Raw genomic sequence first — 14360 nt, forward strand, 5'->3', positions numbered from 1 at the left:
GAACATCGGACACACCCACCTGCGCCAGCCAATCCTGCACGACACGCTCACGGAGCACACCGGAGACCGTCCCGAGCAATAGCGCATAGGTCACCAAGCGCTCACTCGGCCCGGCGCCGAAAGAAAACCACAGCAGCCGAAACACCGAGGTCACCGCACAGAACCCGAGAACCACCCACGCGACGAGTGCCGGCGCCGACGACGTCACTCTTCGCCCCACAAGAATCGCATGGGTGGGCTCGTGCGCCATCGAGAAGTACTCGACAGCATGAGATCCGCGAACAATTCGGCTTCGTTTTCCTGGTGGTCGGCGAACTCACTGCGTCCGAGGACCCGCTGGACCGTCGAACGATCGATACCAGGCAACAGCTCCTTCAACCCCGCGAGATCCCCAGTGCTCGTATTGTGGTTGAGCACCATGTGCCCAACCTCGTGCCACATGATCTGATCGATATGAAAATCTGTCGTGCCCGCGGTGAAAGCGATCATGTCAGCCGCATCGGTTTCCAGCCACAGATCACAGGGAGCACCGCGACCCTGATCCCAAATGTCCGGTAACGCATCGGATTCCACGGGCATCAGTTGAATCGAGCGTTGACGCCACTCGCCCAGAGCGGCCAGGAACCGGTCTCGATTCCACGGCGACGGAACAAGCCGGGCAATCTCCTTCTGCGCGTCGAAGACGCGCCGGGTGGAATTGTCCATCTGGATCACTTTGCATGTGAGCCAGGAGGTTGCGAGCCGTCACGAGGTAACGCTGCTGGCGAGACTGAGCCCAACAAGCGGGGGAGCGGCTGATCCTGTCCCAGAGATGGCATATGGCTTCCTCCAGTGCCGGTGGCTTTGACGTTCGAGCTGACGTGTAGGGCCGACAACTACTTAGCCTCGATCCACCGATGAAGTTGCTGAGTGGGCCGCGCGCCGCAGGCGCGTGGCCCACTGGTTTTTGGGTAGCGGGTAGCCGCTGGTCTGCCCAGCCTTTCCACTGTTATTCCTGGTCGTAGGGGTGTTTCGCGGTGTTCAGGCGGTCGAGAGTGCAGTGGTGGTGGTGTGCCATAACTGCTGCCAGGCCCGCGCCCAGGGCCAGTGAGCGGGTAGGTGCAGGACGGGTCTGCGTTGCGGGCGGGTGAAACGAGCGGGAATGTTGATGATCTTTCGGCGCAGGGCCGCCCCGCGAGCGCGGCCCAGTTGCGGGTCGGCGAGCCGGCCGGCGGCGCGCAGCAGGTTGTGGGCGATCGCCGCGCACAGCACCCAGGCCGAATTCGCGCCGAAACGCCCGGACGGCATATGCGCCAGCGGGCCGTCGATCAGGTCGGCGAACACGGTTTCGATGACAGCGTGGCGGCGGTGAGTGAGGTCGGCGTCCACGACCGGTTCGGTCGAGTCGGTGAAGAACGGGTGAAACCGCCAGACCGGGAACAATTCGTCCTGACGAGCAGCATCGCGGACACGACGCACGATCAGCCGGGCGGTCACCGCATCGGGTCCGGAAGCGAACGCGGTATACGAGGTTTCGGCGACCTCGGCATCGGAAATCCATCCCCCGGTATCCGGATCCTGCACCGCACCGGGGTATTTCACCGGTGTCCACGCCTGATCGCCGATCGCCTCGATCGCGCGCTGCACGGCCCGGTTCTTCGTCAACACCAGCGAGAACCGGGCACCGCCGCGTCGGCAGGCCGCGATGACCGCGCGGCCACCGAAGGCAGAATCCCCGCGAACCACGATCTCACCGGCCACCCCCGCCCCGCGGGCGCAGGTGATGGCTTGGGCGACCATCCGGGCTGCTCCTTTGGCCGAGCCGGCTTTCCCGGCTCGCAGCCGCATTCCCGCGATCATCGGCGCCGACATATCGGTGCTGATCGTGGTCGCCAGCGGTGAAAGACCTTTACGCAACACCGGTTTACCCGACACCTTGGTGAACCCATACGACGCGCCCTGCTTGGCATACCCATACACCGGCCGCAACAACGAATCGATATCGACGAACACCCGCTCTTCGGCGCCCGGCAGCAGATCGACCCGCTCACACAGCCGTGACAAGTGCGCACCCAGCACCGATTCGAGCTGGCGGGCATGACCGAAACTGAATTCCCGCAACAAAGTGCCGATCGTCGACGGCGCATACACATGGTGGAACACCGTGGGCATGCCGCCGCTGCGCAGCACGCCGACATCATCGATGCTGTCGGCGCCGGCGCACATCCCTGCAATCAGCGTCGTCAGCTTCGGCCCGGCGTTTGCCGCACCGGAACGGATCCGCGGCTCGGTGATCGCCACCTTCTGCATCAGGAGTTCACCCAGCCCGGTTTGCTCGGCCAGCCGCATCACCGGCACAAGCCCGGCCAGCGACACAAGACTCTGATCATCGAACGCTGCTGACTCCGCGGCGAACCTATGCAAAACTTGCACCCGAAGTGCCCTTCTGAACCGGACCGATCACTGCCTAGACAACAGCGATCTTCCCAGCTCAAAGGGCACTTCTCCATTCATTCCACCCCAACCGGCAGTAACCGATCGGTGGATCGAGGCTTAGAGATCAGTTCAGAATGAGTTTCCGGAGGCAGATGACCGAGCAGGCCAGGCTCAGTAGTGCGTGGTGGATCTCGGCGCGGCGTTCGTAGCGGGTCCGCAAACGTTTGAAGGCGTGTAGCCATGCGAAGCTGCGCTCGACCGGCCACCGGAGTGTGCCGAGTCCGGAGCCGTGGCCGGTGTTGCGGCGGGCGATGACCGGGGTGATACGGCGGGCTCGGAGAAGCCGACGATACTTGTCGTGATCGTAGCCGCGGTCGGCATAGAGGTGCCGGGGTCGGCGCCAGGGGCGGCCGCGACGGCCCCCGATCACGGGCAGGGCATCGACGAGTGGGATGAGCTGGGTGACGTCGTTGCGGTTTCCGCCGGTCAGCGTGACCGCCAAGGGTGTCCCGGCGGCGTCGGTGATCAGGTGATGCTTGCTGCCGGGCCGGCCTCGGTCGACCGGGCTCGGGCCGACATGGTCCCCCCTTTGAGGGCTCGGATGTGGGAGGCATCGACCAGGACCCGCGACAGTTCGAGACGTCCGGCCGCGCGGAGTTCGTTCAACACGCCTTCGTGCAGTTGCCGCCACACGCCGGCCTGCGACCATTCGCTCAACCGACGCCAGCAGGTCGCACCCGAGACGCCGAACAACCCGGTCGGCAACTGGTTCCACCCGATGCCGGTGCGGGCCACGTACAGGATGCCTTCCAGCGCGGCCCGGTCATCGGACCGATGACGTCCCGGGTACCGGAAGCGTCTCTCCCGCAACGGAATCAAGGACTCCAACCTGGACCACAGCTCGTCGGTCACCACCGCATCACCCACCGAGAGATTGTCAAATACGTTGCAGCGCAGCGCAAGACAATCTAAAAGTTCATTCTGAACTGATCTCTTAGCCGCCGGGTTGTCAGGTGCTGCGGGTGCTGTATGGAAGTTTGTCACGGGTGGTTGTGTCAGAGCCGTCCGCGTCGTCCGTCTTGCGAGTTTTTCAGTATCGGGACCTGACGCTCCCAGTTCTCGGGCTGGATTCGTTCTGCGAGGGTGCCTCTTCCTTGGCTGTGTCCGAGTTGGTCTTCGTGCCTGAGCCACTGCTCGACCGTCCGAATGCGGTGTGGGTGGATCTCATCGAGAAGCTCGTAATCACGGGTCACGGTTTCGAACTTCCAATTGTTCCAGAACCCGGTGAAGTTCTCCCGGACCGTCATCGTGCTCTTGTCGGCGGGATCGGCGTTGTATCCGGCTGGACTGTCGGCACGGGAGGCCAGCGGCCCTGTGCGCCAGTAGTCGTCCAGGTCGGTGTCGATGTAGCGGGCCGGATGGCCGGTGACCGTCTCGAAGGCGGCGGCGAGGTCGGCGTATCGGACTTGTTCGATCGCGATGGCCAACTCCATTCCGCTCGCGCGCTCTGGATTGTCGAAGAGCCACCGCACGTAGTGACCGCAGTCGTCGAGGGCCACGTGCGGCACGGCTCCGCTGCCGAGCGGCACTCGCCAAGTGAGGATTCCGTCCTCAAGGGTGGGTGTCATCGGTGTTCTGGGCGACAGTGCCATCTGGATGTAGGGTCCTGTGGTGAACAATGCTGCACCCATTCGATGGTGGTTGTCGTGGTTCTGCAGAAGGATCCACTCACCTACGCGTCCTTTGCCGTCGTAATGCCCGGTGCGGAATCGTGAGTCGTAGCCCGTCTTCTTGGTCACGTAGTCGAGGTTGCCGTAGACGAAGAACTCGACGCCCTCCTCGATAGCGATCTCATAAAGGCGAATGGCCCAGTATGTTTCGGTCTTCTCGCCGGTGTTGAACCCGTCGATGTTCACGAATGCTCGTTGGCAGCCGCGCAGCCCTTCGCGCAGGACCTGTTCATCGGCGAACGACCCCTCGATGAGGCTGACGTCGCCCAATCCGGTCAGTTCTTTGGCGCGGCGGGAGGCGGCATCGCGGGTCAGCGCGCGAACAGAGTACTTCCCGTCGGCGACGAGCCCCTGCACGATCGGGGTCCCTTGCGCACCGGTTGCGCCGATGACGAAGATTCGCGGTGAGTTCGACATGATCACTACTCCTTTCGAGCGAAACGATTCCGTTGTGGAAGAACGTGTTGTGTCGGTCAGGCCCTGGCGGCGAGCCGCACGCTGCGGCGCAGCGCGCGAGTGGTGTGATCGAAGACCTCGATTGAGCCCTCGGCGCGCGCCAGGTGCAGGGCACCCTCGAACCCGGACAGCAGCGTGGCCGCCAGCTCTTCGGAGCGCCGTCGGGGTACGCCGGCTTCTTCGAGCACTGTTCGATAGTGGGAGCGCCACTGGCGCATCACCTGCGCCACATGCTCCAGCAGTTCGGGATTGGTCGCGCCGACCGAGGTGGCGATCACCGGGCAGGCGGCCTGGCATTGACTGTGTTCCAACAGGTAGCGCCAATGATCGGAGATGCCACGCAGCACGGTCGCCAACGATTTTCCGCGCAGCGCGTCCAGCGGTTCCAGTCCCCGGCGCAGCGTCGCATCGACGGCCGCTGCGATCATCTGGTCCTTGCCGCGCGGGAAGTGGTGGTAGATCGATCCGCGCGGGGCTCCCGAGTGCTCCAGTACCGCGGTGAACGACGTTCTCTGGTAGCCCTCGCGGGCGAGCAGGTACATCGCCGAGGCGATCATCCGGGACTTGGTGTCGTCGGTCACGCGCTCACCTTCCCAGCCGGGAGCCGACTTCGTGCCCGCATCGGACATACCGGGCGACCGCCTCTTCGTCCCAGTCGACGCCGCTGCCTGGGCCTTCCCCGGCTACGATGTGCCCGTGGGCTGTCGTGAGTGGTTGGGTCAGGATCGCATCCGCGGGGCCGTAGAACTCGAGCAGATGGGCGCCGGGCGAGAGCGCCATGAGGTGCACGCTGGCCTCCTGATAGAAGTGGTCGGAGTACGGGATATTGGCCGATGTGCAGAGCGCGGCGGCGGTGAGCCACTCGCTGATCCCGCCTACCTTGACGAGGTCGATCATCACCAGGTCACCGGCCCGGCGGTTCAAGATCGCCCTGATACCGGCGGGCCCCCAGGCATTTTCACCGATCTGGATGGGCGTGCGGATCTGCTCGGCGATGCGGGCGTGCCCGTCCAGATCGTCGGCGGCCACGGGTTCCTCGATCCAGGCCAGGTCACGGGTATCGAGTGCGTGGCACCGCCGCAGCGCTTCGGGCACGGTCAGCGCCTGGTTGTAGTCAACCATAATGTCGACACCGTCGCCGACCTCGTTGCGGACGGCATCCAGCACTTCCAGGTCCTCGACCAGGGTGGGATACCCGATCTTGATCTTGACGCTGCCGAATCCGGATTCGGCGGCGGCCGCTGCCGATCGCGCCGCGCAGTCCGCGCCCTCCATCCCGAAGCTGGCATAGGCGCGCACCGGCTGCGGGTGACCGCCCAGGAGCCGCACGAGCGGCAAGCCGGCCGAGCGGGCGAGTAGGTCCCACAGTGCGGTGTCCAAGACGGCCAGCGCCATCTGCGCCAGGCCGGCGGTACCGAGCAGGGTCAGGCCCGTGCGCAGCCGGGCGGTCGCCGCCTGTGGGGCGATCGGGCCCCCGAGTAGCGTCGCGGACAGGTCTCGCACGAGTCGCGTCAGTGTCGCGAGCATGTCGGCGCGGTAGGCGAAGGCGTAGGCATGGCCGATCACGCCGGCGCTGCTGCTGATATCGACGAGGACCAGCGATGCGACGTCCGTGCCGCCGCCGGCGGTGTGCAGCGGCCGGTCGAGCGGAGTGAGCACCCCGCGGGTCCGGATGTGTGTCACGAGCGGTTCGGCAGCGTTCATAGCCGTTGCACCTCGGCCCGTCGCAGGTCGGCCAGGGTCGGGAAGCCGTCGATTGCCATCAGCAGATCCAGTTCGGCCAGCATCGCGCGTAGCAGTGCCATGACGGCGTCGGCGCCGCCGACAGCCATCGCGTAGGCGTAGGGCCGCCCGATTCCCACTGCCGTCGCACCGAGTGCCAGCGCCTTGGCCACATCCGACCCGCTGCGGACGCCGGAATCGAACAGCACCGGCAGAGCCCCGGCAGCCTGGACAACTGCCGGTAGTGCGTCGAGTGCGGGCAGTCCACCGTTGGCCTGACGGCCGCCGTGATTCGAGCAGTAGATGCCGTCGATACCGTAGTCTTGGGCCCGGCGCGCATCATCGGGGTGCTGAATACCTTTGAGTAGCAACGGCAACGACGTCGATTCGCGCAGCCACAGCAGATCCTCCCAGCGCAGCGGGTTGCCGAAGACCGCGCTCCAGTGCGCGATCGCCGCAGCTGGGTCGGTCTCGGGCGGTTCGGCGAGCTGGGCGCAGAACACCGGGTCGGTGAAGTAGTTGGCCAGGGCGAATCCGCGCAGTTGAGGAAAGTTCGCGGTGTTGAGATCGCGGGGTCGCCACCCGGTGACCCAGGTGTCGAGAGTGATGACGATCGCCCGGTACCCCGCGCGTTCGGCGCGTCCCATCAGGTTGGCTGCGATATCGCGATCATTGGGTGTGTAGAGCTGGAAGAGCGCCGGAGTGTCCGCGGTGTGCGCGGCAACCTCCTCCAGCCGATCCTGACTCAGCGTGGATGCGATCATCGGCACACCGGTGCGGGCCGAAGCCTCTGCCGCGTGCAGGTCACCGTGTCCATCCTGGGCGCACAGTCCCACGACGCCGATCGGGCTGAGGAAGATCGGCGTGGGCACCGACATCCCGAACAGGGATACCGACAGGTCCCGGTCAGCGGCGCCGACCAGCATGCGTGGTGTCAGCACATATCGGTCGAACGCCGCGACGTTGGCGCGCTGGGTGCCCTCATCCCCACACCCGCTGGCCACGTACGAGTACACCGGTCCCGGGAGCGCCTGTGCTGCTTTGCTTTCCAGCGATGGAAAGTCCACCGGGTACCTCGGGAGCCGACCCTCGAGCCCACCACTGTAGATGTCGTTCTGGTAGTCACCGTAACTCGTCACGACCATCACCGATCTCGACGCCGATCGCACCGAGTAGACCGGCGACCTTGCCGTCGAGCAGATGCCCGGTCTTGGTGACCGCGTCGTTGTCGAGCCCGCAGAATACCGAGGACGGCCAGTCGATGGCGACCACCGCATCGCCGTGGTCATCGCTGAACACGAGTACGCGCAAAGGCGCGTAGAGTAGGGCGTTGGGGTCATGGCGGAACATCGTCTCGGCGATGACGTGATTGCCGAGTAGGTACTCGACCGATCGGACCTGCGTCCCGGTCAACGCCAGCATCGTTCCGGCGTCGAGTCGGGCGTAGACGACCAGGCCGTGCGGAGCGAATTGCTCCATGGTCTCGGTTACCTGCGCCCAAGTCCGGCAGTCCAGGAAGACGGTCGGGTCGTAGGCCGGCGCGGCCTGCTCGAATGTCACGCAGAACTGCGTGAACGGTATTCCGGTGAAGATGTTCAGCCGGGTCATGCCGTGATTGATCGCGTCAATTTTGATCTCGCTCATGATCTTCCCTTTGATGGATGGGACGGCTGACACCTCCAGGCTATGCCAATCTCCATATTCGCGCCTATGATGACCATCATAGGGATCGGCGGGACGGAGTTGCACATGAAGATCTTGGTCGTGGGCGCTGGCGCCGTGGGCGGCTACATCGGGGCCCGACTGGCCCGGGCCGGACGAGACGTGACGTTCCTGGTTCATCCACACACGCGATAGGCTGGAGCTTTCCGGAATCCAGGTCCGCTCGGCCGATGCAACGACCACGTCCGTCGCGGTCCCCACGGTCACGGCGGAAACACTGGACCAGACATACGACGTGGTAATCCTCGCGGTGCGCAACGACGCCGTGCCGGCAGCCATCGACGACTTCGCCAGCGCGGTAGCGGCGGATTCCACCGTCGTGCCGGTGGTCAACGGGGTGGCGCACCTGGACCTGCTGACCGCCCGTTTCGGTGCCCACCGCGTCTGCGGCGGTTCGGCACAGATGGTCACCTCGCTGGATGCCGGGGTGGTGCAGGAGATCCGTCCCGGTGCAACCATCCAGATCGGCCGCATCGATCCCGGACCGGTGGACCGGCTCACCGGAGTCGCGGCATTGCTGACCGTCGATGACGTGTCGACGACAGTCAGCGACGACATCGTCGCCGTGATGTGGACGAAGTTCGCCTTCATCACGGCGACGGCCGCACTGACCTGCCTGCTCCGGTCCACGATCGGCCCCATCACTCGCACACCGGGCGGTCCCGCCACCGCCGATGCGTTACTCCACGAGATCGTCGTTGTCATATACGCCGAAGGACACGGCATCGACCAGCGTTCACGCGCAGCGCTTCGCGAAACGTTGACCGACCCGACCTCGACTTTCGGTCCGTCGATGTTTCGGGACCTCGCGGCCGGACGCTGCGTGGAAGCGGCGGTACTGAGCGAATTGACCGCCATGGCTCGCGGCGCAGGGCTTCAGACCCCACTGCTCGACGCAGCGCTGGTGGGAATCCAGGTGCACAACGCCGGACTCTGAGCCGTCGGTCAGATCACCACCGCGAGCGACTCCAGGTCCGTGATGTACTTGCGGATCAGTACCCGGTCCGGACGCGGATGTCGGCGACCTGGGCCGACCGGACAGCCTCCCGGAAGACCGCAGTCGGCATCAACACACCCGCCACGGGCTGCTACGGAGCTCTGGGGTGTGTTGAGCCGGCTGCGCTACGGCGACCACCGTCTCGCCGGTGTACCCGATTCGCCGGCCGCGCCGATCCGCGCCGAATAGCTGGCACTCGAACCAGCCCCGCACCACCGGCGACCACATCGGTGACGACGCCCCCTCGGCGTGGGACGGGATCAATGTCTTCAGCGCGAGGTCGCCGAGGCGGTGCAGGTCGGCGGCACTGCGGTGGGAGACCACGCCGACCCCTGAGAGTCTAACCCTCGATCCACCGATGCGGTTTACCGATGGTCCGCGCGCCTGCGGCGCGCGGACCATCGGGTTTCTGGCATGAGGTGACCGCTGGTCTACCCAGCTTTTCCACTGTGGTTCCTGGTTGTAGGGACGAAAGAACGGGTCAACCCATGGCGATGGTGGCTGCCCAGAGTCGTCGCCAGGCAGCCGCCCATGGCCAGTGCGCCGGTAGGTGCAGGACGGGTCTGCGTTGCGGGCGGGCGAAGCGGGCGGGAACAGCGATGATCTTCCGACGCAAGGTGAATCCGCGGGCCTTGCCCAGGACTCCGCCGGCGAGCGTGCCGGCGGCGCGCAGCAGGTTGTGCGCGATCGCCGCGCACAACACCCACGCGGAATTCGCGCCGAACCGGCCCGAGGGGATATGCGCGAGCGGGCCGTCGATGAGGTCGGCGAACACGGTCTCGATCACGGCGTGGCGGCGGTGGGTGACATCGGCGTCGACGAGAGGTTCGGTCGAGTCGGTGAAGAAGGGGTGATACCGCCACACCGGGAACAACTCGTCTTGACGGGCGGCGTCACGGACACGGCGCACGATCAGCCGGGCGGTGAGGGCATCGGGTTTGGAAGCGAACGCGGTGTATGGGATTTCGGCGACTTCGGCATTGGAGATCCATGCCCCGGTATCGGGATCGCGGACCGCGCCGGGATACTGCACCAGGGTCCAGGCATCACCGGGAATCGACGCGATCGCCCGCGTAACGGCACGGTTTTTCGTCAACACCAGCGAGAAACGGACACCTGCCCGGCGGCATGCGTCCACGACCGCGCGGCTGCCGTAGGCCGAATCTCCACGGACCAAGATTTCACCGGTGGCACCGGCGGCCCGCGCCGCCGCGATCGCCTGGGCAACCATCCGACCAGCGCCTTTGCCCGAGCCAGCCCTACCGGCCCGCAGCCGCATCCCCGCGATCACCGGCGCCAACTCATCGGTGCTGATCGTGGCCGCCAGTGGTGAGAGCCCTTTACGCAGCACCTGCTTGCCCGACACCTTGGTGGACCCATAGGACGCGCCCTGCTTGGCATACCCATATACCGGCCGCAACAACGAATCGATATCGACAAAGGTCTGCCGATCGACGCCGGGCAGCAGGTCGGCCCGATCACACAACCGCGACAAGTGGGCACCCAGCACCGACTCCAACTGCCGTGCATGCCCGAAGGTGAACTCCCGCAGCAGGGTACCGATCGTCGAGGGCGCATACATCCGCCGCAACATCGTGGACATACCGCCGCTGCGCAGCACATCGATATCGTCGATACTGTCCGCGCCCGCGCACATCCCCGCGATCAGCGTCGACAGTTTCGTGGCCGAATTCGCTGCCCCCGACGCCACCCGGGCCCCGGTGATCGACACCTTCTCCGCCAGCAGGTTCTCCAGCCCTGTCTGCTCGGCGAGTTTCATCACCGGAACCAGCCCGGTCAACGAAACGAGGTTGCCCTCGTCGAACACCGCTGACTCCGCAGCGAATCTATGCAACACTTGCACTCGAAGTGCCTTTCTGAACCGGCTCGATCACTGTCTCGACAACAATGATCATCCCAGCTCGGAGGGCACTTTTCCATTCGGCGACTACCACCATGAACGCCCCGCATCGGTGGATCGAGGCTCAGAGCCGAGCCACATCCGCGAAACCGGGGACAAGTCCACGCCCAGGTCGTGCCCGAAGGCAGGGTACGGGGCGAGCTCCGGCGCGTCGAGCAGAGCGAGGGCGTCGGCCAGGTTGGTGTCGTCGTCGAGTAACGCGCTGTCGAGACAGGTCACGGCCCAGATGATGGCGAAGGTGAAGTCATCGAGCAGGTACGCGCAAGGAAACAGTAGCGGCGCGTTAGGCGAGCCGGCCGCCAGTCGGGCACGAGCTCGGCGGCGATCCATCACATAGTGACGTGGTTGGTCAGGAGCGTCGATGTGGGCAACCACCAAGGATCGCCCTGGGGCGGCCATCGCTAGGTCCCACGCAGCGCCGGTCGGTGGAATAGCCATCACACGACCACTTTTCGCCGTTGCCGGAAAGACGATCGTCGGGATATCCGGGCCGGAGAAGAAACGTCCCGTTGGCATCCGCAGGACGGAGAGATGATCACCGAACAAGGTCTGCGAACCAGCCGATACCGGCCCATCGACGTGGGACCGGTGCTTTGTCCGCGGAGATGCCCACGCGACCGACGGGCCCGGGTCCCTGCTTCGCATGGTGGGTTCGTTGATGATCTGGTTCGCGGTATCGGGTGTGAAGAGCTGGGCGGCGATGTGGCCGGGCAGCATCTTTTCCAGGACCCGGCAGTGATGCGGGTACGGGAGACCTTTCACGTCGCCGGACAGCCAGCGGTGGAACTGGGCTCGTTTGGGAGCCGACCCGACGAGGTCGGGATCGATTGTCGCGGCAACCTTATCGTATTCACGGCAGAACGCACCGTGTGTTTGCAGGTGCCGCTCACGTAGCACGGTTTTGAGGCGAGAAACCATCGCCACCACCCCTTCAGACCTTCGATTCCCTGCGTCTGCCGGCTTTGCTCATCGTAGAGGGGGAGCAGAGGAGACAGCACGGGCACAAGAAGTTTCAGATGATCACTTCGTGGGTGTCGAGATGCGACACCGTGTCACGGCAAGGTCAGGACACGCCGACAGTCGGCAGAAGCGACGGTGAACTGCTTCGGGCTATCCGGCCGGCAAAGGCGTTGTAGCGGGATGACACAGAGTCACCGCTTCATGGCGTGTGCCAATGCCGTCACGCGCATCCGACCTACACCACTTGGAGGGCTGTGACCGTGCCATTCGCCTGCTCATCGGAGCCTCTGGCTCGCGATCCTATGGGGGTCCAAGGGGCGCCGGTCGTGCCGGACAGCGGCGCGCTGCCTCTGTACGCCGGTGATGTCAACGTCGGCTGAACCTTGACCCACTCTGTCCGGTGGAATGCGGACCCACCCTGGGTTTTTAGTCGTTGGTTTTGGCCGCGGGGACGCGGCCGAGGTCTCGGTCTTTGAGGCGGTAGCTGTCTCCTTTCATGGAGATGACTTCGGCGTGGTGGACGAGGCGGTCGATCATCGCGGCGGCGACGACGTCGTCGCCGAAGACCTCGCCCCAGCGGCCGAAGGGTTTGTTGCTGGTGACGATGAGGCTGGCCCGTTCGTAGCGGGAAGAAACCAGTTGGAAGAACAGGTTCGCGGCCTCGGCTTCGAAGGGGATGTAGCCGACCTCGTCGACGATGATCAACGGAATCCGGCCGAGTTTTATCAGCTCTGCCTGCAGTTTTCCGGCTTGGTGAGCCTCGGCCAGACGTGACACCCATTCCGATGCGGTGGCGAACGCGACGCGGTGACCGGCCTGGCAAGCACGGATCCCGAGACCGATCGACAGATGGGTTTTGCCGGTTCCCGGTGGTCCGAGGAACACGACGTTTTCCTTGGCGGTGATGAAGTCCAGGGCTCCGAGATGGGTGATGGTGTCGCGTTTGAGTGAGCGCTGGTGATCGAAATCGAACTCTTCGAGCGCTTTGCGGGCCGGGAACCGGGCCGAACGGATGCGGCCCTCACCACCATGGGATTCGCGGGCGGAGACCTCACGCTGCAGGCAGGCAGCCAGGAATTCCTCGTGGGTCCAGTTCTCGGCGCGGGCTCGTTCGGCCAACCGCTCGACGGCGCCGCCGAGAGTCGGGGCTTTCAAAGCCCGGGCGAGATAAGCGATCTCGGATGAGACATCCCGTGAGTTCTTTGCTGGGTTCTTGGTGGCCATCAGGCGATTTCCTCGCTGCCGTCCGCCTCGTCGAGGGCGAACATGCGGTCGTAGTCGGAAAGGTTGCGGTGCTCGACATCGGTGTCGATCGCAGGGACCGAGACCAGGCGCCGGGCGTTGCGCAGGTCCGCGGCCGCTGCCGCATGAGCGGGATCGGTGATCGTCTGGTGATCGGCCCAGCAACGCCGGTGCCGAGCCAGTTCTGCGCCGGCAGCGCTGATCACGACCTGGCCGAGATCGGCACGGACCTCGACCCGGCGGCCGACCGCGGCCGGATGGACCGAGTAGTCGTTGGAGTCCAAGCGGACGTAATGATCGCGAGGCAGCCGGGTGCTGAACCGCCAGCCGACCACGGGATCCACCGGCGGCAACTCCAACATCGCCGCCCGATCGGCTTCCCACCGATCGACCGGACGACACCCTAGACGACGATGGTGACGGTGGTTTGGCTCGAACCAGCCAATCGGTGAGCTGGACATTGAAATCCGCCGGCCCGGCGAAGACTCGGCCCGGCAGGAACGATGTCTCCAGATAGCCGTTCGCCCGCTCCACCAGCCCCTTGGCCTCCGGATCCCGAGGCCTGCACTGCAGCACCTTGATGCCCAGCGACCCGCGGAACGCGTTCATCGTCTCGGTCAGCTGCGGTTTCCCGCCCCGCCACTGACCGACCGCCGCTTCGTTGTCCCAGACCAGCATCTTCGGGACCCGACCCCACCGCGAGATCAACGCCCAATGCCCGGCCAGCAGATCCGGGCTCTGCCGGGTCGGGATCATCACCGCGGTCATCACCCGCGAATACCCGGTCACCATCACCAGCACCGGAGGCCGCCCCACATGCCCGAACCCCAGCGGGACATCCGCCGGAGGAAACCACAGATCACACTGCGCCAGCTCACCGGGCTGATACTCGGTCCTCGATGCCGGATCCACCGGCTGAAACAACGGCCGCAACTGCTGCACCCGCTCGAAGAACACCGTCCGGCCCCGCTGCCAGCCGACACGCTCCATGACCACCGTCGTCGGCATATCCGGGAACTCCGCCAGCACCGCCCGGATCGCCGGCTCGAACTCATCCACCGCCGAACCCCGCGGCTTGCGTTGATACCGCGGCGGCTCATGCGCAGCCAGCGCCTTCTTCACCGTGTTCTTCGAAATACCCATCCGACGGGCTATCGCCCGGATCGCCATCCCCTCCGAGCGATGCAACCGGTGG

At 65.2% G+C, this 14360-nt stretch carries 13 protein-coding genes and 1 pseudogene; 1 reads left to right on the plus strand and 13 read right to left on the minus strand.

Annotated features, from left to right (window positions below; all coding sequences use genetic code 11):
- From ON20_RS37830 to ON20_RS40930, 9 genes are all read right to left on the minus strand, one after another.
- On the minus strand, positions 1–208 hold a 208-nt coding region (locus ON20_RS37830), incomplete at its 3' end, for a hypothetical protein (protein WP_040833960.1).
- Positions 205–705, minus strand: coding sequence for a hypothetical protein (locus ON20_RS38570; RefSeq protein ID WP_245547075.1), 501 nt, complete (start codon positions 703–705; stop codon positions 205–207). The genes ON20_RS38570 and ON20_RS37830, both read right to left, overlap by 4 nt.
- 315 nt (positions 706–1020) lie before the next feature.
- Entirely contained in the window at positions 1021–2412 is a 1392-nt protein-coding gene (locus ON20_RS06045; protein ID WP_040833961.1) for an IS1380 family transposase, read from the minus strand.
- Between the two features lie 127 nt (positions 2413–2539).
- Positions 2540–3342 (minus strand): IS5 family transposase gene (locus ON20_RS34055; RefSeq protein ID WP_086008922.1). Its coding sequence is split into 2 segments (ribosomal slippage): positions 2540–3006 and positions 3006–3342, totalling 804 coding nucleotides; the frame shifts between segments, so codons are not numbered across the junction.
- A gap of 128 nt (positions 3343–3470) precedes the next feature.
- The gene (locus ON20_RS06060; protein WP_040833994.1) at positions 3471–4562 is read right to left on the minus strand and encodes an NmrA family NAD(P)-binding protein; all 1092 of its coding nucleotides are present in this window, start codon (positions 4560–4562) and stop codon (positions 3471–3473) included.
- Between the two features lie 56 nt (positions 4563–4618).
- Complete coding sequence (locus ON20_RS06065) at positions 4619–5182, minus strand: TetR/AcrR family transcriptional regulator (RefSeq protein ID WP_157228717.1); 564 nt, start codon at positions 5180–5182, stop codon at positions 4619–4621.
- 4 nt (positions 5183–5186) lie between these two features.
- Positions 5187–6305 carry an enolase C-terminal domain-like protein gene (locus ON20_RS06070; protein WP_051161757.1) on the minus strand — a complete coding sequence of 373 codons (1119 nt, stop codon included), beginning with the start codon at positions 6303–6305 and terminating at the stop codon, positions 5187–5189.
- Positions 6302–7468 carry an alpha-hydroxy-acid oxidizing protein gene (locus ON20_RS06075; RefSeq protein ID WP_040833963.1) on the minus strand — a complete coding sequence of 389 codons (1167 nt, stop codon included), beginning with the start codon at positions 7466–7468 and terminating at the stop codon, positions 6302–6304. Before ON20_RS06075 ends, ON20_RS06070 begins: the two co-directional genes overlap by 4 nt.
- A complete protein-coding gene (locus ON20_RS40930) occupies positions 7446–8252 on the minus strand; it encodes a DUF302 domain-containing protein (protein WP_281032842.1) in 807 nt (268 codons plus the stop codon). Before ON20_RS40930 ends, ON20_RS06075 begins: the two co-directional genes overlap by 23 nt.
- On the opposite strand from ON20_RS40930, the gene ON20_RS39800 reads away from it, so the two are divergent.
- A complete protein-coding gene (locus tag ON20_RS39800) occupies positions 8197–8982 on the plus strand; it encodes a ketopantoate reductase family protein (protein ID WP_281032843.1) in 786 nt (261 codons plus the stop codon). The genes ON20_RS40930 and ON20_RS39800 overlap by 56 nt on opposite strands.
- Before the next feature lie 541 nt (positions 8983–9523).
- Here the strand turns inward: ON20_RS39800 and ON20_RS06095 are convergent.
- The 4 genes and pseudogenes from ON20_RS06095 to istA all read right to left on the minus strand — a co-directional run bounded on the left by ON20_RS06095 (position 9524) and on the right by istA (position 14335).
- A complete protein-coding gene (locus ON20_RS06095; RefSeq protein ID WP_040833966.1) occupies positions 9524–10906 on the minus strand; it encodes an IS1380 family transposase in 1383 nt (460 codons plus the stop codon).
- Between the two features lie 84 nt (positions 10907–10990).
- Positions 10991–11881 carry a hypothetical protein gene (locus tag ON20_RS06100; protein ID WP_157228720.1) on the minus strand — a complete coding sequence of 297 codons (891 nt, stop codon included), beginning with the start codon at positions 11879–11881 and terminating at the stop codon, positions 10991–10993.
- Between the two features lie 468 nt (positions 11882–12349).
- On the minus strand, positions 12350–13147 hold the full coding sequence (istB, locus tag ON20_RS06105; RefSeq protein WP_040833968.1) for an IS21-like element helper ATPase IstB: 798 nt from the start codon (positions 13145–13147) through the stop codon (positions 12350–12352).
- Positions 13147–14335, minus strand: a pseudogene (gene istA / locus ON20_RS06110) (IS21 family transposase). The gene istB and the pseudogene istA overlap by 1 nt, the downstream one beginning before the upstream one ends.
- Positions 14336–14360: the final 25 nt, after the last annotated feature.

It is taken from the genome of Nocardia brevicatena NBRC 12119 (assembly GCF_000308495.1).
In the GTDB taxonomy this organism is placed as follows: Bacteria; Actinomycetota; Actinomycetes; order Mycobacteriales; family Mycobacteriaceae; genus Nocardia; species Nocardia brevicatena.

Bases quoted from the DNA above. Each gene is read 5' to 3' on its own strand.
- istB (WP_040833968.1), bottom strand. From the start codon at position 13,147: ATGGCCACCAAGAACCCAGCAAAGAACTCACGGGATGTCTCATCCGAG.
- ON20_RS06075 (WP_040833963.1), bottom strand. From the start codon at position 7,468: ATGGTCGTGACGAGTTACGGTGACTACCAGAACGACATCTACAGTGGT.
- ON20_RS38570 (WP_245547075.1), bottom strand. From the start codon at position 705: ATGGACAATTCCACCCGGCGCGTCTTCGACGCGCAGAAGGAGATTGCC.
- ON20_RS06070 (WP_051161757.1), bottom strand. From the start codon at position 6,305: ATGAACGCTGCCGAACCGCTCGTGACACACATCCGGACCCGCGGGGTG.
- ON20_RS06060 (WP_040833994.1), bottom strand. From the start codon at position 4,562: ATGTCGAACTCACCGCGAATCTTCGTCATCGGCGCAACCGGTGCGCAA.
- ON20_RS06100 (WP_157228720.1), bottom strand. From the start codon at position 11,881: ATGGTTTCTCGCCTCAAAACCGTGCTACGTGAGCGGCACCTGCAAACA.